Genomic DNA, 26022 nt, shown 5'->3' with positions numbered 1-26022 from the left:
AGCAGCTATAAAAAGACACATATGAGATTTTACGTTAGGATCATTTTGTTCCTGATGCTTTTCTTCATTTCCTGTAAAACAGACACCAACGAAAATATTGATTTGCCCGACACTACCACACCCGGCATTTCGTTAACCGATCTTGGAAACGAACAATGGCGAATGGGTAATTATCAGGAGGCGCTTAAATACTTTACCGAAGCCTACAAACAGGTAAAGCAAAACGGAGACGAAGAGCAGATGGCAACCCTGCTTAATAACCTGGGGCTTGTACACTGGCGGCTGGAAGATAACGATGCGGCTATGGAGTGCTATAATGAAGCGGCACAACTGGCCGAGAAGCTTAAATTGCCCCGCCTTTTAGGTTTAACTTACACAAACAGGGCACTTATACTTAAGGAGAAACGCAAGTTTGACCAAGCATTTGAGTTTAATAATAAGGCCATAGCGATTTCTATCGAATTAAAGGAACCGCGTGACCTCGCTATTGCCTATAACAATCAGGGGCAGATATACCGTTATAACGACCAGCTGGACCCTGCACTTAAGTATTACAAACTTTCGCTGGATGAATGCCTTCAAAACGAATACCGCGAAGGTATGGCGACGGCCTATCAAAACCTTAGTACGGTTTATGCCTTAAAGGGCGATAAAGAACAAGCCTTTTATAATGCCCGCAAAGGTCTTGCGATTAGCCTTAAGTTAAACAGTAAGGTACGCACCAGTGAAGCCTATTATGAACTTTCCCGTAATCATGAACGCTTTAACAGGCCTGATTCGGCATTGTATTACCTAAAGAAGCATTACGAATGGGAGAGTGAAATACTGGAGTCTAATCAAAAAGAGATTCTTTCGCGCTATCAGGCAGGTATGGGGGTAAAAGTAAAGAACCTGCGAATAGAAAACCTGCAGCATGAAAGAGCCATTGCCGCAAACCGACTTTGGTTTATAGGTATAGGCATTTTTATAGTATTATTATTTGTAGCATTTTTTATATACCGCTATCTGTACAAGCTTAAATTTAAAAGGCAGCAGTTAGAGAAAGACCTTTATAATACCCAAAAAATTATAGAGGTAAAGGAAGTAGAACTTAAAACATATATTCTGGATTTGTCAAAAAAGAACTCAATAATTAACCGACTTCAGGATGAAAACAGTAAGGAGGTTATACGGGAAGAGGCTACCGAAGAAGAGGTAGCACGTCTTTTAGAGCAAAAAATACTTACCGATGAGGACTGGGAGAAATTTAAGGTGCGCTTTAACTCTATTTATCCCGATTTCTTTTCACGTATTAAGGACAGCAAAATTAACCTGACTGAAGCCGAAATACGCATCATGGTGCTGATGCGCCTGGAGCTTAACGGAAAGGACATGGCAAACATACTGGGCATATCGCCGCAGAGTGTAAGGGTGTGCAAAATGCGCCTTAAGAAAAAGCTGCCTAAAGAATGCTACGAGTCGGTAGAGGAATTTTTACAGTATTTGATAAACTGATTTTATTCGCCCAACTCAGGGTGTTCCAGTAAATAATCCTTAAGCATATTGTCCAGCGTTTCGTAGTATTTGAACAGTGTGCCTGCATCTACTTCCGGATGTTCCATTGCGGGAATAGTGTCCTGTACTTCATCCAGATAATCGGATAATTCCGGGTATTTTTCCTGAATAAGTACCGTTATCTTGAATATTTTTTCGGTTATTTCCTTTTTTGTTTCCATAAATTGAGGGATTAAACAATAAAATTACTAAAAAATAATTGCTTGTTTTTCAGGTAGTTGATTTAATTTTTAGTTAAAAAACTATGCAAGCATCCTATTTCGGCACGATACTTGGCTACGTCTTTATAAAACCGCGCTGTTTTTTAGAAATGAGAAATAGCCCTAAACTTAAAGATTATGAAGACACTTAGAATTTTACTCGTTGGGATGTTATTATTGACAGGTGCTTTTGCAAAAGCACAGGTATCTGTAAGTGTAAGAATGAATATAGGTACCCCGCCGCCACCTCCTGCACCTGTAGTTTGGGTTCCGGCTACACATGTGGAAGCAAGGTACTACTACCTTCCTGAAATTAATGTGTACTACGACATGACCTCAAGAGATTATATTTATATAAACAATGGTGCCTGGGTGCGTACGGCTTATGTTCCTGTGGCTTACAGAAACTACGATTTTCACCGTTGCAACAAAGTAGTGGTTAATAACTATTACGGAAGAACGCCTTACACCTACTATAAACCTTATAAAGCTAAAAAGGTTAAACATGCAAAACACTACCATAACCAGCCGCGTAAAAGAGTGGCTCGATACTAATTGATACTTTATTAAAAACAAGAAACCGGCGATGAGCCGGTTTTTTTTATTAAAGAGGTCAATAATAGGCTGCTTATGTTTAAAATGTCAATTATATTTACATAATATGTTTTGCTCTAAAAAATATAATCTCTTTACGATTGGATAAATATTGTAGCTTTGAATTATTACTAAAGATTCATTAATACTATGGATAAAAAGCAAAGACTTTGGACTAGAGAAGAACTAATTCTTGCATTTAACTTATACCTAAAAATTGAATTTGGAAAAACTCATAAAACCAACTCTCAAGTTATAGAATTAGCCAATTTAATTAATAGGACTCCAAGTGCAGTAGGAATGAGATTAGGTAATTTTGCGAGTCTTGACCCGTATCATCAAAATCGTGGAGTTGGTGGTTTACAAAACACAGGAAAGCAAGTACAAGAAATTTGGGAAGAATTTGTAGACAATAAAGAGGAATTAATATATGAAAGTGAGCAAATTTTGGCTAAAAAGCAACATTCGACAATAGAAGAAAAATATAATTCCTTGCTTTTTGATATTAAAGATTTGAAAGGGGAGACAAAAATTAGAGCTGTCAAAACAAGGGTAAATCAATCTGTTTTTAGGGAGATGATAATGGCAAATTATACTTCGAAATGTGCAATAACAAACATTGATATTCCAGATTTGTTATTTGCTAGCCATATATTACCTTGGTCCAAGAATGAAGAAGAAAGATTGAATCCTGAGAATGGTATTTGTTTATCTGCATTATACGACAGAGCATTCGATAAAGGTTATATATCTTTTGATAAAAATCATAAAGTTTTGATTTCTTCCAGTTTAAAAAAGAAGGAGGGGTTTAGTTATTATCAAAATAATTTTGCTTCCATAGAAAATAAAAAGTTGAATACTCCTCTAAAATATTTCCCTAAAAAGGAATTCTTAGAATATCATAGAGATATGATTTTTGACAAAAAATGATACGCTTCAATTATTTATATCGAGACTTTAGTAATTATAAAAACTATGGAAGTGTAGTTTTAGGAAATCCTAATTGTATAAGTATAAGTGAAATTGATAGATTAATAAGAGAAAAGCTTATTGAAGGAGAGTTTTTTAATGCTGCTAAAATAGGATTACCAACATTGTTTTTTGAAATTTCAAATTGCGATGATCATGAACTCCATGAATTTTTGAATATTGAAATAGTTCATGAAACAGAATGTTTATGGACTATCGAGGAATTAATTTTACGACTCTCTAAGGATAATTAAATACAATTCTGCTCATCTAAGGAATAACTTTTTGTAAATATTTTTTTTCAATAGGAAAAAAGATTTGAATAATTAATTTTTTTGGGTGTACAATCTTGTTTTTTTGTTGATGCCCTAAAATTAACTCCTGATAACTCGAGCAAGATTAATTTTTGTAATTTAACCCCTGTAAAATTTAGGGGTATATGGAAAAAAAATTAGAAAAACGCTGGATTGTTGCCTTTTTAATAACCGCTGCGGTTGCCATAACCGGACTATTTTGGGAGCATGCCTCACCTACCGAAACTTCTTCACAATTTAACAGTACCAGTACTATAGTACCTGCCGATGTGGCCTGGTTGCTTACGGCTTCGTGCCTGGTATTGCTTATGACTCCCGGGCTGGCATTTTTCTACGGGGGGATGGTAGGTAAAAAGAATGTTATCTCTACCATGCTTAAAAGTTTTATATGCCTTGGGGTAATAAGCCTTTTATGGGTAGCTGTAGGTTTCAGCCTTTCTTTTGGCGAATCTATCGGAATAACTATAGACGGAGTGAAATATGGTATAATAGGTAACCCAACCGATTTTGCCTTTTTCGATTTAGTGGACGAACATCCGCATGCCCAAATGGCTTCAACAATACCATTTATATTATTTGCGCTCTTCCAGATGAAATTTGCAGTCATCACGCCCGCCATAATAACAGGTTCACTGGCAGAGCGCATTCGTTTTATATCATTCCTGTTGTTTATCTGTTTGTTCTGCTTGTGTATCTACACTCCGCTTTGCCACATGGTGTGGCACCCTAACGGACTGCTTGGTGCTTACTTTGGCGTTAAGGATTTTGCCGGAGGTACCGTAGTACATATGAGTGCCGGTTTTGCTGCAATTGCAGGGGTACTGGTATTGGGCAAACGTAAAAACGTGGAATACATTCCTACTAATATACCTTTTGTACTGTTGGGTACCGGTATGCTTTGGTTCGGGTGGTTTGGTTTTAATGCCGGGTCGGCACTGGCTGCAAACCATACAGCGGCTATGGCATTTGCCACAACTACTATTGCATCGGCTTCGGCGATGCTTACCTGGGCTTTTTTCGACAGACTTAACGGCAGAAAGGTTTCTGCTTTAGGATGCTGCATTGGTGCGGTTGTGGGTCTTGTTGCCATTACGCCTGCTGCCGGGTTTGTATCTATCCCAAAAAGTATATTCTTTGGCTTTGCTGCTTCAATAGTTTCTAATGTAATGGTACACTGGAAACAGCTTAAAAAAATAGACGATACCCTGGATGTATTTGCCTGCCACGGTGTGGGCGGCATTATGGGTATGATACTTACGGCTATTTTTGCCGAAGGTGAAAACGCGAGTCTGCTGCATGGTGGCTGGGGAGTATTTGCCCATCACATGATAGCTTTAGTGCTTGTGGCAGTTTTCTCTTTCTTTGGTGCTATGGTGTTGTACAAGTTTACCAACCTGTTTATACCGCTTCGTGTTTCGGAGGAATCAGAACAGCTTGGGCTTGACCTTTCACAGCATAACGAAACGCTTTCGTAATTATGTGGTAAACTTTGGTAACTTTGTGTCACTAATACAATGACATGACTATACAAACGAACCCAAAGAACGTTAAGATACTTCATATAGACAGCAACAACCCTATTTTGTGGGAGCAGCTGGAACAGGCGGGATTTGAAAACCATGCCGATTACAAATCGACCAAAGAAGAAGTGGAAGCAAAAATCCATGAGTATAATGGTATTGTAATCCGTAGTCGTTTTGATATAGATAAAACTTTTCTGAACAAAGCGACAAAGCTTCAGTTCATTGCCCGTGTAGGAGCCGGACTGGAAAGTATTGACTGTGATTATGCCGAATCTAAAGGTATTCATCTTATTGCTGCACCCGAAGGGAACCGCAATGCCGTCGGGGAGCAGGCTTTGGGGATGCTATTGTCTTTGTTTAATAACCTTAACCGTGCCGACAGGGAAATACGTTCGGGCAAATGGATAAGGGAGGGTAACCGTGGTCATGAGCTTGACGGAAAAACCGTAGGTATTATAGGTTATGGTAATATGGGTAAATCGTTTGCCAAAAAGCTTCGTGGTTTTGATGTTGAGGTACTGTGTTATGATATAAAACCAATGGTAGGTGATGCGAATGCCAAACAGGTTTCGCTCGAAGAACTCCAACAGAAAGCAGATGTACTTAGCTTACACACTCCCTGGACTCCCGAAACAAATAAAATGGTTAATACCGACTTTATAAATGCATTTGCCAAACCGTTTTGGCTGATCAATACGGCCCGCGGAAAAAGTGTAGTTACTCACGATTTAGCTGAGGCGCTAAAAAGTGGTAAAATACTGGGCGCAGCGCTGGATGTGTTGGAGTATGAAAAGTCTTCTTTTGAGCATTTGTTTACCGATGACGCAATTCCCGAAGCATTTCAGTACCTGTTGGATGCTGATAATGTGTTACTGTCGCCTCATATTGCAGGATGGACTTTTGAAAGCCATGAGAAACTGGCGCAGGTAATAGTGGATAAGATTAAGGCAGTGTATTTTGGTAGTGCCGACACCAATGAAGAGGAGAAGCGCGTTACCGGAATAGGCGGGGTTTTCTTTAAGAGTGAAAATCCGGATGCGCTTAAAGACTGGTATAAAAAACACTTGGGACTGGCTACCGATAATTACGGATGGACATTTTGGTGGAAAGACAAAGAAGGAAATGATGCCTGTACGCAATGGTCACCTTTTGCTGCCGACACCAAATACTTTGAGCCTTCGCAAAAACAGTTTATGCAAAACTTCAGGGTTCACGATTTAGACAGCCTTATAATTAAGCTGAAAGAAGAAGGTGTAACACTTGTTGGTGAGCCTGAAGCTTATGATTATGGCAAGTTTGCCTGGATACTGGACGTGGAAGGTAATAAGATAGAATTATGGGAACCCGTAGATAAGGCGTTTTTATAACAAAATATTTTTTTGTTGTAGAAATATCATAATAATTGCTAAATTCGGCACTTAAACCAATAACAACAAATTATTATGATTCAATGGTATTTAAAAGTAGTTAGGGATAACTATGCAAATTTTGAAGGAAGAGCCAGGAGAAGTGAGTACTGGTATTACACATTAATGAATATTCTTATTATATTTACTCTGGCTATTCTAACGATGGTTTCCTCCATTTTCACGTTTGTTTATGCAATATATGCTCTTGGAGTTATTATCCCGGGGCTTGCTGTAGCAGTAAGAAGGCTTCATGATATAAACAAGAGTGGATGGTTTATTTTAGTAGGTTTAATTCCTGTAATTGGAAGTATATGGTTGCTAGTATTATTTGCTACTGAAGGCGACCGTGGAGATAACCAATATGGTGCAGATCCAAAAAATCCTTATAACGAAATGAACGAAATAGGAGAACAACAAGCATAATTAAAAAAAGCCTTCTGAAAAGAAGGCTTTTTTATTAATGTTCGTCTTTTTCGGCAAGCTTGCGCTCCAGTTCTGCCTGAAACTCTTCCATTACCGGTTTTACAGTACTTTCAGGAAGATCGGCAATCCTTATGTACATCAGTCCGTCAATCGCGTTATTAAACAAAGGATCTACATTAAAGGCAACAACCTTTGCGTTTTGCTTAATATATTTTTTAATAAGCACAGGTAAACGCAGGTTCCCCGGTTCTACTTCTTCAATAATCTTGTCAAACTTATTAAGGTCAGATTCCGTTTCATTAAATACAAAGTCTTTATCTGCATCCTTAAGTTTTACCTTATATTCCTTTTTAGGGTGTATGTATTGAGCAATGTATGGATCATAATAATGAGACTTCATAAACTCAATCATCAGTGACTTAGAAAATTCAGAGAACTGGTTACTTATGCTTACACCTCCTATAAGATATTTATGTTCAGGATAGCGCAGTGTAGTGTGTACAATACCTTTCCATAAAAGGAATAGTGGCATTGGTTTTTGCTGATAGCTTTTTATAATAAATGCCCTTCCCATTTCAATGGATTTAGACATCATATCATACAGTTCCGGTTCAAAACGGAAAAGATCATGCAGATAGAAACCGTCTATACCATATTTGGTGTAAATTTCTGTTCCAAGTCCCATTCGGTAAGCGCCGGCAATGCATTTTGCCTCTTCGTCCCAAAGGAACATATGATGATAATATTTGTCGTATTTATCTAAGTCCAGCGACTCGTTAGTCCCTTCGCCTACTTCCCTAAAGGTAATTTCCCTTAGTCGGCCTATTTCGTGGAGTACATTAGGAATCTTATCTGCCGATACAAAGAATACTTCATAATTTTTACTTTGCAGCAGCCTGTAATCGCCTTTACGAAGTTGTTTTATTTCAGAGAGTATCTGGTTAAGGTTAGATGGCGCAGCAATTTCCTTAGGGCTTCTCGGTATCTTTAGGTTAAGGTTAGAAGTATCTATAAGCTTCGTTCCTTTTTCGAAAGGATTGGCAAGCATATAAGTTTTTCTTCTAAGGAACTCTGAGTAGGCTTCTACAGTCTCATACTCGTTTTGTTCGGCAACCGAAATAGGTTTGCCTATCCTTACCTTAATAACGCGGTCTTTTTGTGTAAGCAATTCGCTTGGCAGTTTGGCGGTACGCAGGGTATCGCTCATTTTAGAAAGCCAATAGAACAATGTGCTGTTTTTTGCGTGAAAATAAATGGGTACTACCGGAACCTTCGCCTTCTTTATAAGCTTTATAGCTCCTTCTTCCCATGGCCTGTCTACTAAAAGCCTCCCGTCTTTATAGGTAGAAACCTCACCGGCAGGGAAAATTCCTAACGGTTTATTTTCACTTAAATGCCTTAAAGCATCCTTTATTCCCGCTACGCTCGACTTCGCATCCTTATGTGTTTCAAACGGATTTACCGGCATTACATAAGGTTTTAGCGGTTCTATACGGTGCAGTAAAAAATTTGCAATAATTTTAAAGTTAGGGTCTTTTTCAACCATAAGTTTTAAAAGCAGTATGCCGTCTATACCTCCCAGCGGGTGGTTAGATACGGTTATATAAGGACCTTCTTTAGGAATACGTTTTAAATCTTCTTCAGGGATTTCAAATTTGATCTGAAATTCATCCAATACAGAGTTCAGGAATTCAATATCGCTAAGATGCTTGTTCCTGTCGTATATTTTGTTTAAGGTAGATATTTTTAAAACTTTCATCAGCAACCAGCCAGAAAAAGTTCCTAAAAAACCATATTTATCAGTCTTAATTGCTTTCGCAACTTCTTTAGGGGTAACTAAGCTCATCTACATTATAGTGTTTCGGCAAGAAACAAAGATAACAATTCTTAACAAACGGGGGGTGCGATTAACATTTTTAGGTTCTTTAACTATGACTTTTTTTATATTTTACTGATAATAAGTTGTTTATAATGTGAGAGATGCCTTATTATTATATTAGTCCTTTTTTGGTTACTTTTGAGGCAATAAAAAAAGGAAAATGAGGATTATATCATATAATGTAAACGGTATACGAGCGGCATTTACTAAAGGATTTATGGAATGGCTAACACAGGCCAACCCCGATATTATTTGCCTACAGGAGATAAAAGCAACACACGATCAGGTAGACGTACAGCAAATTGAGGCTGCCGGATACCCTTACCATTACTGGTTTTCAGCGCAAAAAAAAGGATATAGCGGTGTAGCCATATTCTCTAAACATAAACCAAACAATGTGGTATATGGTACAGGAATTGATTATATGGACTTTGAAGGCCGAAACATAAGGCTGGATTTTGATACCTTTTCTGTAATGAGCCTTTACCTTCCGTCCGGTACTAATATCGACAGGCTGGAGCATAAATTTCAGTACATGCGCGATTTTCATAATTACATAGACAATCTGAAAAAAGAGATACCAAACCTTATTATTTGCGGGGACTATAATATTTGTCACGAAGCGATAGATATTCACGATCCTATCCGCAATGCAAAGGTTTCCGGATTCCTTCCGGAAGAAAGGGCTTGGCTGGATGCCTTTATTAAAAACGGATTTATAGATACTTTCCGTCATTTTAATAAAGACCCGCACCATTACAGCTGGTGGAGTTACAGGGCAAATGCCCGTAACAATAATAAGGGGTGGCGTATTGACTATGCTCTGGCTACCGAAGCGATGAAGGACAGACTTACAAGGGCAGTTATATTGCCGGAAGCGAAACACAGCGACCATTGCCCTGTTTTGGTTGAATTTGAATAACCTGATTAATTACTAAACATAGATTACACAAACATGGTAAAAAAAATTTCCGTTGGATTTTTAGCATTAGCTTTAATGACATCCTGCGTTTCCAAGAAGGTTTATACCGATCTTGAAACCAAATATGCCGACCTTAAAAAGGAAAACCGCGCACTGGCCGATGAGAACAGTACGCTTGAACAGGAAAAGAATCAGTTGGATTTGCAGTCTAAAGACCTGCAGTCGCAACTGGATAAGCTTAAACAGGAAAGAGATAAGCTTTCTGCAGATTACACTGCCACTAAAAACAACCTTGATAACCTTAAGGCTTCTTACAGTGCGCTTGAAAAAAACAGTAGTGAAGCGCTGGACAGCAACATGAAGAAAAACAGGGAGCTGCTTGCACAACTTGAAGCTAAGGAAAAAGCACTTGCTGCAGAACAGGAGAGGCTTAACAAGCTTAAGGAAGAGTTACAGGACAGGTCTCAGCGTGTAGATGAGCTTGAAGGTATGATTGCTGCACAGCAGGAAGGCCTGCAAAGGCTTAAGGAAACACTTTCAAGAGCGCTTAACGGGTTTGAAGGTAAAGGTTTAACCATAGAGCACAAAAACGGTAAGGTTTATGTTTCTATGGAAAACAAGCTTTTATTTAATTCCGGTAGCTGGACAGTAGGAACAGAAGGTAAAAAAGCTGTAAGCGAGGTAGCTAAGGTATTGGCAGACAATCCTGATATTGCGGTGCTTATAGAAGGACATACCGATAATGTTCCTTACAACGGTTCCGGTCAGATTGAAAGTAACTGGGATCTTTCTACAAAACGTGCTACTGCCATTGTAAACATAATTCGTGAGAATAAAGGTGTAGATCCTAAAAACCTTACGGCAGCCGGTAGAGGTGAATTTGCTCCTATAGCAGATAACGATACGGCTGAAGGAAAATCTAAAAACAGAAGGATAGAGATTATACTTACTCCTAAACTGGATGAGATTTCTAAAATGCTTAACGAGATATAATTAAGCTAATTTATATTTTATAAAAAAAGACTGTTACAGCAACTACTGTCATTTTGAGCGAAACGAAGTGGAGTCGAAAAATCTCAATTAGTCAAGAATAGAGATTTCTCCTATCGTCGAAATGACAAAAACTCTGTAACAGTCTTTTCTGTTTATTTTACAGACAATTTATAATTGTGTTTATAGCCGTTTTCATCGGTAAGGGCTAATACATATAAGCCCGATGATAACCCTGCAATATCAAGGGTATTAACGGTAGTATTCTCCAGTTTTTTGCTGATAAGCTGTTTACCACCCATGTCATAAACATATGCCTGGGCAAATCCTGACGATTGTGTATTACTTTCTATGGTAAGATAGTCCGTAGCCGGATTAGGGTAAATACTAAAAGCAGTACTGCTATAGTCATCAATGCCTAAATTAACATCTATTATTTTATAGATGTTCCCGCTCATACCTGTAATATATAGTTCGCCATCAGCATCTTCACCAAAAGTGGTAAAATTACTGCCATTAACGGTTTCAACCTCTGCCATTACTCCTTCTGTATCTATGGAACTAACTACATTAGAGCAAAAGTCGGTAAAAAAGTACAAGCCCTGCATTCCCGGATACATAGCCCCTCTGTAAACATATCCTCCTGTTACAGAGCAACCACCCGTTTCACTGTGAGTATATTGTGCATAGGGCATAGTGGTTCCGGTAATTCCCCCACATTGGCTCATGTCATATTCGGTATCACCTTCATAACAGCGCCATCCGTAGTTTAGTCCGGGAAGTGTACCATCTACCTTATTGATTTCCTCAATGTTATTCTGCCCCACATCAGCAATCCACAAATCTCCTGTAGCCGAATCAAAAGAAAATTTCCACGGATTCCTCAATCCGTAAGCCCAGATCTCTTCTACATTATCTGTCCCGGCATATGGGTTGTCATCGGGTATTGCATAAGTACCATCATCTAAAACATCAATACGAAGCAGTTTCCCTAAGTAGCTGGTTAAGGTTTGTGCATAGTTATTTGGGTCGCCTCCGCTACCTCCGTCGCCCATGGCGATGTATAGGTAACCGTCAGGTCCAAACTGCAGGCAACCGCCATTGTGGTTGGAGAAAGGCTGAGAAACAGTCAACATAATAATTTCACTATCCGGATCTGCAGTGTTTTCATCGGTATCACTAACATTAAAGCGTGAAATAACTGTTGCCCCACTGGTGTTGGTATAGTTTACATAAAAGTAACCGTTTGTGGCATAGTCAGGATGAAAAACCAATCCCAATAGGCCCCGTTCTCCTCCACTTGAAATAAGCCCGCTTATATTGAGAAAGGTAACAGGATTAGTATTCCCGTCTTCTATAAATTTGATTAATCCGCCCTGTTCTGCGATAAAAATACGGCCATCACCGGCGTTGGTTATTACTACAGGCGAATTAAACCCCGTAGCTACCTGTTCTAACAGTGGTATGGGCTGTGCAAAAACAGCCGTACCAAATAAAAACATCAGATAAGTAAGTAGTGTTTTCATAGCATAATTGTATTGGTTATGCTCTAAAGTTAAGAATAATAACCAATACAATTTACTGATTAACAAAATCTTATAGGTTATAAATCACTTTGTCCTTAGGATACCTTACTTTGTAGCTTATACGAAGTTTCTTACTCTCTCCCGGTTTTAAGCTAAGTTCCCAGGTTAACACACCCGTTTCCTTATTGATTTTTGCATGGTCGCTTTCCAGTAACTCAATTTCGATTTCCTTATCAGTACTAATAGGGTACTGGTCCTTAAGCATTAAGGCTATAGTTTCCTTCTTATTGTTTTTTACGGTAAGGTCGTAAGTAAAAGTCTGCTCTTTGTAAGAGGAAAGGAATTTAGATCCTGATTTATCTACTACCTTTTCTCTTTTTACAGACACTTTTTTGTCACGCCCCATGCTTAATCTAAGGGTATCGCTGGTGCTGTTAGGGTCTATGTAGGTTTTTCCGGCATACATACCCTCAAATATTATATTGGCTTCCCCGCTTAACAGATTGTATTTGGAGTAGTCTTCAATTTCTGCTAAAAGGAAAGTTTCTTTTTCCAGTTTAGGTACAGCGTAATGCCTGTATGAGGCAGGTAGTTTTATTTCCTTAAGGGTTACACTGTGCTTTTTACCGTTGCTTAAAATATCATAGGGCACATCGATATCAAAAGATACTGCGAGTTGATTTTCGTTTATGTCTACATATTTATTTATAGAAGATTCTCTTTTTTCATACATTGAAGCTGTTCCCGGAGTACCATTATCTGATGAAATATTTATACCAGGTACAGCTCCCTGTAAGTTATTTAAAACCTTTGCGTTTGCCCTGTCTTCAATGGCATAGCCTGAATTAAATCTCAGGAACCATGCACTTAGTATAGGGGCTTCATTGTTTTGATTAGGCTGTCCGCTTGATAAGGTGAGCTTAATCTTTTTCCAGTCGAGACCTGTTTTTTGTGTTATCTGTCCTTTGTAGAGCATATTGATAGGCTCAGAGATGTTATCTGCCCTTAAATCATAGAAAGGAACCCAAGAGGCAAGAGAGGAAAGGTAGCTTATGGATAGAGGGACATTACCGGCTGTTTCGTTCATTACCTGAAGCACCAGCTTGCCCGATGAGGTTTTTTCGGCTTTGTTGGTATTCACTTCCAGTTTCGTGTTTAGCCTGGCTATAGCGTCGTTTAATTTACGTTCTTTTTCGGTAAGGGTATTTATGGTGTTTGCGGTTTCGGTTCTTTTGGCTTTGTAGTAATCTACCATTTTCATCAGTTCGGTAACGCTAAGGCCCGAGTCCTGACCATATACCTGATTGTTCTTGTCCAATAGTTCCAGTGTTTTAACTTCCGAAACCCGTGCATTGGTAGTTTTGTCCAGTTCTTTTTTAAGTAATGCAATACTGTCACGCACCTGCTTAACGGCAGGGGAAGTCTCATCCGGTTCATATTCCGATATATAATCCCTTGTAAACTGTACCGAGAGTACAGTAAGGGTAGAGGGTGCGCCTATCTGAACTGTATTTTCGTTAAGGTAGTCGGCCACATTTTTAATTACAATTTCGCTGGTTCCCGCAGGCAGTTTTGCATTGGCCTTATGGGTTAGTTCGACACCGTTAAAGTATACTGTTGCCGACTCGGCTTCAGCATTTATAAATATGGGTTTTTGCGCCTGCGCCTGTAAGCACACAAAAAGTAAAAGGCAAAAAAGAGCTCTCATAACAACTTGTTTTATGTTTATTAGTATAGAGTACTAATAACGTAAAAAGGTTGGGAAGAGCATTTAAATTATTTAAAACCTTTAAACAATTTATTTAAAAAGCTTTCTGTTTCGATAGTGTCTATATCCATAGAGGTACTTTCCTTAAGGTTAAGCCTTTCTCTTGCAGGGCCTGTAACATTTATCTGTCCGCTTTGGCCTGTAGTGTCTGCCGGAGTTATAATTCCCCTGTTAACCATAAGTTTTTTAATGTAATTGTCGTGTGTAACGGCAAACTCTTTAAGATAACCTTCATTGTTAAAGCGCCACATGAATTTTTTAGGGCGGGGTACTATACTGGCAAGGTAGACGGACTCATCAAGGGTTAGCCCTATTGGTTGTTTCTGGAAGTAATATTGCGCTGCTTCGCCTATACCATAAACATTAGGCCCCCATTCTATAATGTTGAGGTATACCTCAAACATTCTTTCCTTACTGGCAATGCGGTTGTTTTCCAAAATGTATACCAACAGTATTTCCTCCAGTTTTCGTGACAGGGTCTTTTCACGGGTAAGGAAAACGTTCTTTACAAGCTGCATGCTTATGGTGCTGGCACCACGGGCAAACTTTTTGGTCTTTATGTTCTTAACAATACTTTGCTTGAATGCCTCGTTAATAAAACCTCTGTGATGAAAAAATGATGGATCTTCGCTGGTTAATACCGCATTTTTTAAATAGGCAGGGATAAGTTCATAAGGAGTGTAGTTAGGATTGTCCGGACCTACCAGGATAGGACGCTGCTGTATGCCATTGTCTACAGCCCTGTATACAAACGATGTATTAAGTTTGGCAAGATCGGCTTCGCCATATTTTTTGATACGGAAATCCTCTTTCTTAATGTTACTGTCAAAAACAATATCATCGGGTTTGTTTTTGTTGTACATAAAGTCGAGGTTATAGCTAAAGCTGCCCTCAGCTTCCATGCCTTCAAAATGCGTAAACAACCCGTTTGGTAATGAGTTTATAAAATCCTGAGCCAGCATTTTAGGTATACCTGCCTTAAACTGGTATACGGTATCTTTTTCAATGCTGTATCGTGCAAAAGGCTTAACCTTTATTTTGTTAAGCTCTAAGGTTGAGGTGCTGTCCAGTTCTATAAAATCAGGACCGAAAAGAAAATGGTAATCAAAACGGGCACTATTTATCACTACATCTTTTGTTGCAATTTTAGGATGGTTTACCATAAAGTTACCAATAGAAGCAAAACCGTCCATTCTGAACTCGTCTCCGCTAAGGTCTATGTTTTCTACATTAACCCTAATGGAATCAAATCCTGATTTTAAACCGAAACGTTCATCAAGGTAAGGTACTATAATCCTGCCTTTGCCCGGATTGTAAAATTTCAGGTCGGCCTGCCTGTCCCTTGGATCGGCAAATCCTTTTACTTCCCAGTTTTGTACAAGGCTGTCAGACTTTACCGCAATATAAGATTCCAGTTGTTCATCGGCCAGTTTAAGCTGTTTCAGGTTCATGTTTACCTTTCGGCCGTTGTCGTCCATTTTAAGGGTAAGGTTCTCCAGTTGCATATCTGTAGGAACCAGGTTAAGTGCCCTTTGCAGCAGCTTGTATGTCCTTCTGGCATAATCAGGGCCTTCAGTCTTTTCCTGTACAGTACTGTTTTTTTTGCGGTGTAAAAAGGCGTCGAAGTTTTTGCCTTTCTCATTTTTTACCAGCTGGATATAGCCGTTTTTCATTTGGAGTGTGCCCAACTGAATATCTCCCGTAAACAGCCTTGAAAGATTGATGCTGGTTTTTACGGTTTCTATATTTAAAAGGGTATCTCCTTTGTGGGGTTTAAGTGTAATGTTATTTATCTCTATGCCTGATAAGCCTTTAAAAGAAGCATTGCCTACAGTAAAAGTACTGTTGTACTCGGTTTCCATTTTGGCTTTTGCACGGGCAATGGCTTTATTAAGCACGGTATTGCGAAAAGCAAAAAAGCCAATAACCAATAAGAGCAGGATTGCTGCGGCAATTTTTAGGAAAAGTAAGGCTGCCTTTTTCGAATTTATTCTGCGCATAGTAATTTATTTACCCAAACAAATGGCCGGCAACATCTTCTATCTTAGAAACCAGCTTAATTTCTATAAGGGTGTTTTTTAGTGAGATCTTATTGTATTTAGATACAAAAATAGTGGAAAATCCTAGTTTTTCGGCCTCTTGTATGCGTTGTTCCACCCGGTTAACGGGACGAATTTCACCTGATAAACCAATTTCTCCCGCAAAGCAAAAGTCTTTTCCTACAGGAATATCTTCGTTAGAAGAAAGTATGGCAGCAACTACGGCTAGGTCTATAGCAGGATCATCTACATTAATGCCTCCTGTTATATTAAGGAAAACGTCTTTGGCTGCCAGCCTGAAACCTGCCCTTTTTTCCAGTACGGCCAGTATCATGTTCAGTCTTTTAGCATTATACCCTGTAGTACTCCTTTGCGGAGTACCGTATACAGCAGAACTGACCAAAGCCTGTATTTCTACCATAAGCGGACGCATACCTTCCATAGTGGTGGCTATGGCGGTGCCGCTAAGCTCTTCTTCTTTATGGGATATTAATATTTCTGACGGGTTTGCCACTTCTCGTAATCCTGTTCCCTGCATTTCATAAATACCCAGTTCGGCTGTTGAACCAAAACGGTTCTTTAACGAACGAAGGATGCGGTATACATGGTTGCGGTCGCCTTCAAACTGCAGCACGGTGTCTACCATGTGCTCCAGTATTTTTGGTCCGGCTATGCTGCCGTCTTTTGTAATGTGCCCTATCAGTATTACAGGAACATTGGTTTCCTTGGCAAACTTTATAAGCTCTGCTGTGGTTTCCCTAATCTGTGAAATGCTTCCTGCCGATGATTCTATAAAATCAGAATGCAGAGTCTGTATGGAGTCTATAATAACAACCTCAGGCTCTATGGTCTCAATCTGTTTAAAGATGTTTTGTGTTTTGGTTTCGGTAAGTATAAAACAGTTATCTAAAGAATGCTCTATCCTTTCGGCACGCATTTTAATCTGTTTCTGACTTTCCTCCCCCGATACATAAAGCGTACGGTAGGGCAGCCTTAATGAGATTTGTAACAGCAATGTACTTTTACCTATACCGGGCTCACCTCCTAAAAGGGTAAGTGAGCCGGGTACAAGTCCACCGCCTAATACCCGGTTTAGCTCTCCGTCGCCTGTGTTAAGGCGAATTTCCTGAGAGGAATCTATTTCTTTTATGCGTAATGGCTTAGTAGCTCTTTTTGTTTCAGGCGAAGAAGGCCTCCAGGACTGTTTTTCTTCCTTTTGTATCAGTTCTTCAACTATGGTGTTCCATTCTTTACATGAATTACACTGTCCCTGCCATTTGGCATACTGGGTGCCACAGTTCTGGCAAAAAAAAGCTGTTTTTACTTTAGCCATATATATTACATCTCGCTTTTTAAAATCTCTGCCTTTTCAAGCATAAAATCTTTAGTTATACCTCCTATTTCCTCAAAGTTATAACTATTGGTATAAATTTTTACGGCTTTTTTTATGTTGCCTGTTTTTTCATAAAAAAGGGCTTCATAATATTCTCCTAAAATGGTTTTAGGGTAGTTTTTCTTAGCTACTTCTGCAAGATCCCTAAACTCCTCAAAAGCACTGTTTTTAAAAATAGCTGCCTCAATAGCTTTAAAGTCGTTAAGGCGAACAGTCATTTTTACACCTAAATCCCTTTCTATCATTTCATATTTGTCCTTCAGGTACTGTACATAACCAGATGGTTTATCGGCCAGTTTTTGGAACTCGGCTGATGTGATAGGCTGATAGGAGGAGAAGATATGGTATAATGCACTTGGTATTGCGTTTGGCACCAATGAGTAGTGTGACTCTCCCATAAACTCATCAAACTGATAGCGGAAAGTAGTATTAGCTACAGCTTTAATATTGTCGTTTAATACTTTTATCTTGTTTTTTAAACGGCCCACATCGCCATCGGCTGTAGCCAGATAGTAAAAAATGGGTTTATCTACAGCGCTGAATCTTGCAGGAATACGGGTTTCCATTTCGGTAGGCAGCTCAGGGCTTAAAATGATATAGGCATTAAACAAAGGATTGTCTTTGTATAAAAAGAAGTTAGCAAAACCTGCTGTTACATCGTGTCCTGCAATAATCTTGAACGGAGATATCCTGTACTTTTTTTCCATCATAGGCACTACTTCCTGCCCTATAAAATCAAAGAATTTTTCGCCTTTCTCAAACGGTAATCCAGCTTCAGGATCCGATTCGCAGTCAATATCTCTTTCCGTTTGGCTAATACCTACAATAAGTACCTCAGGAAGATCGTCCCAATAAGAAGTATAGGATATTACACCTGCAAAAGGATCAAAGAGGTAATCACCGTCAAGCAATACAAGCAGCGGGTATTTTTTATCCTTGTTGCGCTCATACGACGGAGGTAATTTAATCGTAACAAGCCTATTTTCTTTTAGGATTTCAGAGGTAATTTCTTCTGTAGTTGTTTTTTGTGCAGTGACTTTACAAAATGCAAAAACAAGCAACAGTAAGGTAATTTTTTTCATTGCTTTGGTTGGTTTTTAGTTGAAGGCGAAAGATAGGGATTATTTGCTTTTTTGAAGTAAAGCCAATAATAAAAATGAAAGTCCGCTCAATAAAAAAATCAACCCTGTCTGAGATCCCCAAACTATCCAGCCAAAAGCTGTTCCTGCAGTAAAAGGAACACCATAAGCAGTAAGGGTTTTTGCTACCATTACAGGAAACCACATGATACCTCCATTAGTAAAAGTAATTGCAAGGCTACCCACTACAAATGTGGTAATTACAGACCCAAAGCTAAGGCCTGCAGTCTCAGGTAGTGCATATATGGTTATGTAAAACATGAGTACATAAGAGAACCATATATATAAAGATAATAACAGGAAAGGCCATTTGTTAGGCATTTTAAAAACACTAAGTACGCCTTCTACAAGTCCTGATATTTTTATTTTAAGTTTTTTAACCCAGTTAAGCTTTGAGTAGATAAAGAAAAGGACAGATCCTAAAAAAAGTATGCCGGCTACAGAGCCGTAAAGGATAAGTTTTTTAAAAGGTACATCTACGAGGTACTCCTTAACCATGTCAAACTGTAATAACACGGTTAATCCTAACACGATTACCAATAGTATAAGATCTATTATCCTTTCTGCGATAATGGTCCCAAAACCTTTGTCAAAAGGCACATCAGCATATCTTTTTAATACCAGTGCGCGGCTTACTTCACCGCTTCGCGGAATAAACATATTCATTAAATAGGTAATGCTTACAGCGCCAAATTTTACTGAAAAAGGGGCTGTGTAGCCAATGTGTGCCAAAGTATATTTCCAGCGGTAGGCCCTTGCCCAAAAACCGGTAAGTCCAAAAAAAAGCGAAATAAAGACATACAGATAATTAGCCGTTTTAAAACTATTTTTTACCTCTTCAATCTCTTTAGGAGAGAATTGCCTGTATATGTATATAATTAAAAAAACTCCCAACGTGAGTGGGAGTAGTATACTTAATATTCTGCTTATTTTTTTATTCAAAACCTTAGGTTAATGAATTGTCTTTCTCGTTAGGGAAAACAATAGATGGCTTAAAAGATTTTGCTTCCTCAAAATCCATTATACCATACGATATGATGATAATGATATCACCTCTTTGTACTTTTCTGGCAGCAGGACCGTTAAGGGTAATTTCCCCACTGTTCCTGTTTCCTTTAATTACATAAGTTTCCAGTCTTTCGCCATTGTTTATGTTAACGATAGAAACTTTTTCTCCTTCAATAATATTAGCAGCTTCCATTAATGCTTCATCAACGGTTATGCTGCCTATGTAATTTAAATCGGCTCCTGTCACCGTAACACGGTGAATCTTGGATTTTACAACTTGAATTTGCATGGCGCAAAGGTAATCAATTTAATGAAATATTGTCTATCAGGCGAATATTACTTAAAAAAACAGCTATAAAGGCACGATATTTTTTATTTTCTTTAATGTTTGTGGGTATAAGGGTAGCTTCGTCCGCTATCTCAAAATACTCCAAATCAAACTCCGGATGTGCTTTAAAAATGCTTTTTACATATTCGGTTACGTAGTCAACGGTGTGTTTTTCAAATAATTGCCTTGCCTCGGTTAAGGTTTTGTAAATTAAGGCAGCTTTATTTTTGTCATCGTCGCTAAGGCGTTCGTTGCGAGAACTCATAGCCAGTCCGCTGGTTTCCCTTAAAATCGGGCAGCCCACAACATTAACCGGCATGGAATTTTTCTCTACCATTTTCTTTACTATCTGCAATTGCTGAAAGTCCTTTTCGCCAAAGTAAGCATTGTCAGGCTCTACAATTTCAAACAGTTTTTTTACAATGGTGCCTACCCCGTCAAAATGGCCCGGCCTGTGCTGGCCTTCCATTTGGTTTTCAAGTCCGTCAAAAGAAAAATGAGCAGAGGTTACCTCGTTATCATACATTTCTTTAACGGTTGGGGCAAATACTATTATGTTATCATTTACCGTTTTAATCTTATCAACATCGGCTTCCAATGTACGCGGATATTTTTCAAGATCTTCGGTATTGTTAAACTGGGTAGGGTTAACAAAAATACTGATAACAGTATAGTCGTTATTTTTTACAGACTCTTCCAATAACGAAAGATGGCCTTTGTGTAGGGCTCCCATTGTGGGTACAAAACCTATGGTGCTGTTAGTTTCCTTATGCTTTGCTAACAGTGCTTTTATATCGGTTTTGTTGTTGAAAATGAGCATTAATTTATAATTAAAGTTGGAAGCAAAATTAATATTTTAGTGATAAAATGCATAAAATTGTTTAATTTTGCGTGTTTTTTATACCCAATTTTAAAATTTAATATTTACGATGGAGGATAAGAGGATATTGTATGTATCATCTGAAGTAGTACCTTATTTGGCTGAGAATGAAGTTTCTTTAATGTCGTATGATGTGCCAAAAATGATAAATGACCAAGGCGGACAAATCAGGATTTTCATGCCTCGTTATGGTAACATAAACGAAAGAAGGCACCAGTTACATGAAGTAATCCGCTTATCAGGAATGAATCTTGTGGTTAATGATATGGATATGCCGCTAATTATTAAGGTGGCTTCTATACCAAAAGAGAGAATTCAGGTTTATTTTATAGATAACGATGAGTATTTTAAAAGAAAAGCAACCTTTGCTGATGAAGACGGAACATTGTATCCTGATAACGACGAAAGGTCTATTTTCTTTGCAAAAGGAGTGGTTGAGACCGTTAAAAAGCTTAACTGGGTTCCGGATATTATACACGTGCATGGCTGGATGGCAGCTATGCTGCCTGTGTATATGAAGCACTTCTATAAAGACGAAGCCCTTTTTGCCGATACTAAGATAGTTACTTCGGTTTACGGTCAGTCTTTTGACGGTACTCTTGATATGGAAATGATTAAAAAAGTGGCTTTTGACGATATTCCTGAAAGTGATATAGCATCTCTTGCAGAGCCTAATTATGAAAATATACTTAAAGTTGCCATAGCACATTCTGATGCTGTGATTGTTGCTTCTGAGAACGTTTCTGATGAAATGGTTAAATTTATTGAGGCGTCCGGAAAACCATTCCTTCCGTATGTGGAAAAAGATAAATTTGCAGAAACGTATACTAATTTCTATAAAAATCAGGTTTTATAGGAAACCTTATTAAAAAATGACTATGAAAAGCCGGATACTAAACAAATTTATTGTTGCTTTAAGTGCTGTTACCCTTATAACAATTGTTGCCTGTGATTATGATTATAATGAAATAGGCTCTGACCTGGTTCAGGGAGATATTCATCATAATGGTATAGAAAAATATACAGGCCATGCAATAGCTTATGATAAAGCCACGGGGCCGGTACAAACAAATAATATGCCTTTAAATACTTTAGGGGTATATAATAATCCTGCTTTTGGCAAGACAATATCACACTTTGTAAGTCAGGTACAACTGGCGAGTGTAAACCCAACACTTTCAACACCCGTTATAGATACGGTTTATCTTTATATTCCTTATTTCAGTGATTTGGAAGATACCGATAGTGATGGTGAGAGTACTTATACTTTAGATTCCATTTTTGGAAATGCTAATGCTAAAATTAAGCTTAGTGTTTATGAAAATGGTTTTTATTTAAGATCCAGCGACCCGGGTTCTGATGATAATGTGCAGAAGTACTATTCTAATGACAGGGCAATGGTGGAAGCTAATAAAGGAACAGTTCTTTTAAACAATAGTACTGATGTGTCTGAGAATGCAGAGTTTAAATTTAGTGCTGCAGAGATAGACCGTAAAGTAGATTTAGGCGGAGGTAACGTAAAAACAGTTGAGCGTAAGGCTCCGGGTATTTATCTTCAGTTAAATAAAGAATTCTTTCAGCAAAAATTATTCAGTGCGCCGGCAGGTAGTCTTGTAAACAATAATGTGTTTACAGATTATTTTAGAGGTTTGTATTTTAATGTTGAACAGATAGGTAACGATGGTGCTATGGCTATGCTTGACTTTAGCCAGGGTAAGATTGAGGTGTTTTATAATGATGATGAGCTTGATATTGATGGAGAGCCAACAGAAGACAGGATTGATAAGACAATGACACTTAATCTTACCGGTAATACCATTAACTTTTTTGATAACACGTACAACGATACGTTCCTTAATGCTATAAATACATCGGATGAAGTAGAAGGTGATGAACGTTTGTATGTAAAAGGAGGTGAAGGATCGTTAGCTTTTATTAATATCTTAGATCAGGCCGATCTTGACTTTTTAAAAGCAGATCCTGTTACAGGAGAGAGAGTTCTTATAAACGAGGCAAATCTTACTTTTTATATTGATAAAACTGCCATGACCGGTTCGGATGAGCCTTTAAGGCTTTATCTTTATGATGTGAAAAACAGAAGGCCTGTGTATGATTATTATATTGACCAGACTACAAATGCTGCTAATAATAAGTATAACAGGTATGTTTATGATGGTATCATTTCTTATGATGAAGATGACAGGGGCTTAAAATATAAAGTTCGTATTACACAGCATATTAATAATATAGTAAATAAAGATTCAACAAATTTTGTACTTGGATTAGCTGTTACCGAAAGTATCAACCAAATATCCAATGCAGCATTAAAAACACCTTTCACTTCAGGTACTACCGATGTTAAGTCGGCTCCTGTAGCTTCAGTAATCAGTACTTCGGGAACTGTTCTTTACGGAAGTAAGTCGGGGACAAATGTTCCTGAGGATAAAAGGCTTAAGCTGGAGATTTATTATACTAAGCCAACCCCATAATTAACAAAAAAATAAAATCTTATGTGTGGAATTGTAGGTTACATAGGGCACAAAGAAGCTTATCCTATTATTATTAAAGGTCTTAAAAGACTTGAATACAGAGGATATGATAGTGCAGGAGTTGTTCTGTATGACGGGAACGACCTGAAACTTTCTAAAACAAAAGGTAAAGTTTCAGATTTAGAAGAGAGAGCAAAGCAGGAAGGTACTTCTGTAGGAACGATAGGTATGGGGCATACACGTTGGGCTACTCACGGGGTGCCTAATGATGTGAATTCACATCCGCATTTTTCAAATTCGGGAGATCTTGTAATAATACATAACGGTATTATAGAGAACTATGAACCACTTAAAAAAGAACTTATAAAAAGAGGTTATATCTTTAAATCGGATACTGATACCGAAGTTTTGGTTAACCTTATTGAAGATGTGCAAAAACAGGATAACTTAAAGCTTGGTAAGGCGGTACAGGTGGCATTAAATCAGGTTGTAGGTGCTTATGCTATTGTGGTTTTTGATAAGAAAAAACCAAATGAGCTTGTTGCTGCACGATTAGGTAGCCCATTGGCTATAGGTGTGGGTAAAGATGAGTTCTTTATAGCATCAGATGCCTCTCCGTTTATTGAGTATACATCAAATGCCATTTATCTGGAAGATGAAGAAATGGCAATTGTAAGGTTGGACAAAGAGCTTAAGATAAGAAAAATAAAAGACGACTCTTTAGTAGATCCTTATATTCAGGAATTGCAAATGAACCTTGAGCAGATAGAGAAAAATGGTTATGACCATTTTATGCTTAAAGAAATTTATGAGCAGCCTAATGTAATTAAAGATACATACAGGGGTAGGCTTCATACGGATACAGGCCTTATTAAAATGGCAGGTATTGAAGATAATCTTCAGAAGTTTTTAAATGCCGACAGGATTCTTATTGTTGCTTGTGGTACTTCATGGCACGCGGGTCTTGTAGCAGAGTATATTTTTGAAGAATTTACCCGTATACCTGTAGAGGTGGAGTATGCGTCTGAATTTAGATACAGAAACCCTATTATCAATAAAAATGATGTGGTTATTGCCATATCGCAGTCGGGTGAAACAGCCGATACTTTAGCTGCTATTAAGCTAGCTAAGGAAAACGGAGCGTTTGTATTTGGTGTTTGTAATGTGGTAGGTTCGTCTATTTCGCGTGAAACCAATGCAGGTGCTTACACACACGCCGGCCCTGAAATTGGTGTGGCTTCTACAAAAGCATTTACTACACAAATTACGGTGTTAACGTTAATTGCTTTACGTTTGGCAAATGCTAAGGGCACATTAACTAAAACAGATTATTTCAGATACCTTCAGGAGATGGAGCTTATTCCTCAAAAAGTGGAAGAGGCACTTCAGACTAATGATGTAGCTAAAATGATAGCTTCTAAATATAAAGATGCTCCTAACTGTCTTTATTTAGGCAGGGGGTATAATTTCCCGGTAGCATTAGAAGGGGCTTTAAAGCTTAAAGAGATATCTTATATACATGCAGAGGGTTATCCTGCAGCAGAAATGAAACACGGGCCTATTGCGCTTATAGACGAGCAAATGCCGGTTGTTATTATTGCGCCTAAACAGGAGCACTACGATAAGATTGTAAGTAACATACAGGAGATTAAATCGCGTAGCGGTAAAATTATTGCTGTAGTTACTAAAGGAGATACTCAGGTAAAAGATCTGGCAGACTATGTTATAGAGATACCTGAAGTTTCTGATGCGCTTTCGCCACTGGTAACTACTATCCCGTTACAGTTGCTGTCATACCATATTGCGGTATTGAGAGAGTGTAACGTAGACCAGCCAAGAAATCTTGCAAAATCGGTTACGGTAGAGTAATCTTAAAAATAAATGAATTAATTTAGAGCCGCTGAGATTTCTTAGCGGCTTTTTTAGTATATAACTGTTTAACACCTTACTATCATTAAGTATGAAAAAATTTAATTTAATTATTATTTTACTGTTTGTTTCTTTTGTAGGCTTTGCCCAAAGTAAATTCATTGAAGTTGTTGTTAACGATACGGTGTCATTAGAGCCTGTTCGTTTTCAGGTCAATGTTGTTGCTGTTGAATACGATACTGTAGCATTTAGCGAAGATTACGATCCCCTTGTTCAGCAAGAGAACAATAAAAATATACTTCAGGGGATTAAAGCCAAGCTTGAAAAAATAAATATAAAGTTACTCCGCTGGACAATTCGAAGGCAAATATTTTTAGTGATAATTTCTGGAGCTCCGGTAAACAAGGGTGGACAGTTTTTGTGAATGGAAAAGAAGAACTGGATGCACTAAAGGAGGTATTCGACTCTGAAGAGCAGGTGGCTACAGATGTTGTTGTTTTAAGTTATGCTGATGAAGAGAAAGCAGAAGAGCACCTGATTAAAAAACTTATAGATAAAGCTAAGAAAAGAGCAAATGTAATAGCTTATAATTCTCAGTTAAAAGTAGGTTCTATAATTGAAGTTAGAGAAGAAGCCAATGGTTATTTTGGAGAGATGAATATAGGTGATGTCTACCTTCAGCTTGCAAGAAACAAGATGGGTATAGGTACAGATTATACAGGAAGTATAAATAAAACCTTTATTGTAAAATTTTCCATACAATAGTTTATAAGATTCTTTGTAATAAAAATACTTCTGATTAGGCT

General features: G+C 38.1%; 23 protein-coding genes and 1 pseudogene. 14 read left to right on the top strand and 10 right to left on the bottom strand.

Features of this window, described 5'->3' with window-relative positions:
* Positions 1–21 precede the first annotated feature (21 nt).
* Positions 22–1494, top strand: a complete 1473-nt coding sequence (locus tag FUA48_RS03015; protein ID WP_168196931.1) for a tetratricopeptide repeat protein — start codon at positions 22–24, stop codon at positions 1492–1494.
* A gap of 2 nt (positions 1495–1496) precedes the next feature.
* Here FUA48_RS03015 and FUA48_RS03010 read toward each other — a convergent pair whose 3' ends face one another.
* Positions 1497–1715: a hypothetical protein gene (locus FUA48_RS03010; protein ID WP_147582048.1), complete on the bottom strand. Its 219-nt coding sequence runs from the start codon at positions 1713–1715 to the stop codon at positions 1497–1499.
* Between the two features lie 177 nt (positions 1716–1892).
* Here FUA48_RS03010 and FUA48_RS03005 point away from each other — a divergent pair, with 177 nt between their 5' ends.
* The 6 genes and pseudogenes from FUA48_RS03005 to FUA48_RS02980 all read left to right on the top strand — a co-directional run bounded on the left by FUA48_RS03005 (position 1893) and on the right by FUA48_RS02980 (position 6986).
* A complete protein-coding gene (locus tag FUA48_RS03005; protein ID WP_147582047.1) occupies positions 1893–2309 on the top strand; it encodes a hypothetical protein in 417 nt (138 codons plus the stop codon).
* A 189-nt stretch (positions 2310–2498) separates the two neighbouring features.
* Positions 2499–3278 (top strand): HNH endonuclease, encoded by a 780-nt coding sequence (locus tag FUA48_RS03000; RefSeq protein WP_147582046.1) that lies wholly within the window; start codon positions 2499–2501, stop codon positions 3276–3278.
* On the top strand, positions 3275–3571 hold the full coding sequence (locus FUA48_RS02995) for a hypothetical protein (RefSeq protein WP_147582045.1): 297 nt from the start codon (positions 3275–3277) through the stop codon (positions 3569–3571). Before FUA48_RS03000 ends, FUA48_RS02995 begins: the two co-directional genes overlap by 4 nt.
* Before the next feature lie 185 nt (positions 3572–3756).
* The gene (locus tag FUA48_RS02990) at positions 3757–5106 is read left to right on the top strand and encodes an ammonium transporter (RefSeq protein ID WP_147582044.1); all 1350 of its coding nucleotides are present in this window, start codon (positions 3757–3759) and stop codon (positions 5104–5106) included.
* Between the two features lie 44 nt (positions 5107–5150).
* Positions 5151–6116 (top strand): annotated as a pseudogene (locus FUA48_RS02985) (2-hydroxyacid dehydrogenase); the annotation flags it as partial.
* A gap of 480 nt (positions 6117–6596) precedes the next feature.
* Entirely contained in the window at positions 6597–6986 is a 390-nt protein-coding gene (locus FUA48_RS02980; protein WP_147582043.1) for a DUF805 domain-containing protein, read from the top strand.
* 34 nt (positions 6987–7020) lie between these two features.
* Here the strand turns inward: FUA48_RS02980 and FUA48_RS02975 are convergent, their stop codons facing one another.
* The gene (locus FUA48_RS02975) at positions 7021–8832 is read right to left on the bottom strand and encodes a GNAT family N-acyltransferase (RefSeq protein WP_129750377.1); all 1812 of its coding nucleotides are present in this window, start codon (positions 8830–8832) and stop codon (positions 7021–7023) included.
* A 193-nt stretch (positions 8833–9025) separates the two neighbouring features.
* On the opposite strand from FUA48_RS02975, the gene FUA48_RS02970 reads away from it, so the two are divergent.
* Positions 9026–9787, top strand: coding sequence for an exodeoxyribonuclease III (locus tag FUA48_RS02970; RefSeq protein ID WP_147582042.1), 762 nt, complete (start codon positions 9026–9028; stop codon positions 9785–9787).
* Between the two features lie 33 nt (positions 9788–9820).
* Entirely contained in the window at positions 9821–10780 is a 960-nt protein-coding gene (locus tag FUA48_RS02965) for an OmpA family protein (protein WP_147582041.1), read from the top strand.
* A gap of 152 nt (positions 10781–10932) precedes the next feature.
* On the opposite strand, the gene FUA48_RS02960 is transcribed toward FUA48_RS02965, so the two are convergent.
* From FUA48_RS02960 to panC, 8 genes are all read right to left on the bottom strand, one after another.
* Entirely contained in the window at positions 10933–12303 is a 1371-nt protein-coding gene (locus tag FUA48_RS02960; protein ID WP_147582040.1) for a PQQ-dependent sugar dehydrogenase, read from the bottom strand.
* A gap of 70 nt (positions 12304–12373) precedes the next feature.
* A complete protein-coding gene (locus FUA48_RS02955) occupies positions 12374–14011 on the bottom strand; it encodes a DUF4139 domain-containing protein (protein WP_147582039.1) in 1638 nt (545 codons plus the stop codon).
* A 68-nt stretch (positions 14012–14079) separates the two neighbouring features.
* The gene (locus FUA48_RS02950; protein ID WP_147582038.1) at positions 14080–16071 is read right to left on the bottom strand and encodes a transglycosylase domain-containing protein; all 1992 of its coding nucleotides are present in this window, start codon (positions 16069–16071) and stop codon (positions 14080–14082) included.
* A 10-nt stretch (positions 16072–16081) separates the two neighbouring features.
* Positions 16082–17443, bottom strand: coding sequence for a DNA repair protein RadA (radA, locus tag FUA48_RS02945; protein WP_147582037.1), 1362 nt, complete (start codon positions 17441–17443; stop codon positions 16082–16084).
* Between the two features lie 5 nt (positions 17444–17448).
* Entirely contained in the window at positions 17449–18585 is a 1137-nt protein-coding gene (locus FUA48_RS02940) for an alpha/beta hydrolase (protein WP_147582036.1), read from the bottom strand.
* Positions 18586–18624: 39 nt separating this feature from the next.
* Positions 18625–19584: a lysylphosphatidylglycerol synthase transmembrane domain-containing protein gene (locus FUA48_RS02935; RefSeq protein ID WP_147582035.1), complete on the bottom strand. Its 960-nt coding sequence runs from the start codon at positions 19582–19584 to the stop codon at positions 18625–18627.
* A 4-nt stretch (positions 19585–19588) separates the two neighbouring features.
* Positions 19589–19939, bottom strand: coding sequence for an aspartate 1-decarboxylase (gene panD / locus FUA48_RS02930; protein WP_129750368.1), 351 nt, complete (start codon positions 19937–19939; stop codon positions 19589–19591).
* 13 nt (positions 19940–19952) lie between these two features.
* Positions 19953–20798 (bottom strand): pantoate--beta-alanine ligase, encoded by an 846-nt coding sequence (panC, locus tag FUA48_RS02925; RefSeq protein WP_147582034.1) that lies wholly within the window; start codon positions 20796–20798, stop codon positions 19953–19955.
* A gap of 109 nt (positions 20799–20907) precedes the next feature.
* Here panC and FUA48_RS02920 point away from each other — a divergent pair, with 109 nt between their 5' ends.
* From FUA48_RS02920 to FUA48_RS02900, 5 genes are all read left to right on the top strand, one after another.
* Positions 20908–21714: a glycogen/starch synthase gene (locus FUA48_RS02920; RefSeq protein ID WP_147582033.1), complete on the top strand. Its 807-nt coding sequence runs from the start codon at positions 20908–20910 to the stop codon at positions 21712–21714.
* 22 nt (positions 21715–21736) lie between these two features.
* Positions 21737–23347, top strand: a complete 1611-nt coding sequence (locus FUA48_RS02915) for a DUF4270 domain-containing protein (RefSeq protein ID WP_168196930.1) — start codon at positions 21737–21739, stop codon at positions 23345–23347.
* Between the two features lie 21 nt (positions 23348–23368).
* Positions 23369–25216 (top strand): glutamine--fructose-6-phosphate transaminase (isomerizing), encoded by a 1848-nt coding sequence (glmS, locus tag FUA48_RS02910; protein ID WP_147582031.1) that lies wholly within the window; start codon positions 23369–23371, stop codon positions 25214–25216.
* Between the two features lie 91 nt (positions 25217–25307).
* Positions 25308–25640 carry a hypothetical protein gene (locus tag FUA48_RS02905; RefSeq protein ID WP_147582030.1) on the top strand — a complete coding sequence of 111 codons (333 nt, stop codon included), beginning with the start codon at positions 25308–25310 and terminating at the stop codon, positions 25638–25640.
* Entirely contained in the window at positions 25637–25981 is a 345-nt protein-coding gene (locus FUA48_RS02900) for a hypothetical protein (RefSeq protein ID WP_147582029.1), read from the top strand. The genes FUA48_RS02905 and FUA48_RS02900 overlap by 4 nt, the downstream gene beginning before the upstream one ends.
* Positions 25982–26022 lie beyond the last annotated feature (41 nt).

Source organism: Flavobacterium alkalisoli, assembly GCF_008000935.1.
GTDB classification, from domain to species: Bacteria; Bacteroidota; Bacteroidia; order Flavobacteriales; family Flavobacteriaceae; genus Flavobacterium; species Flavobacterium alkalisoli.
Note: the sequence above shows the minus strand (reverse complement) of the source record. Positions and strands in the feature narration are given on the sequence as shown.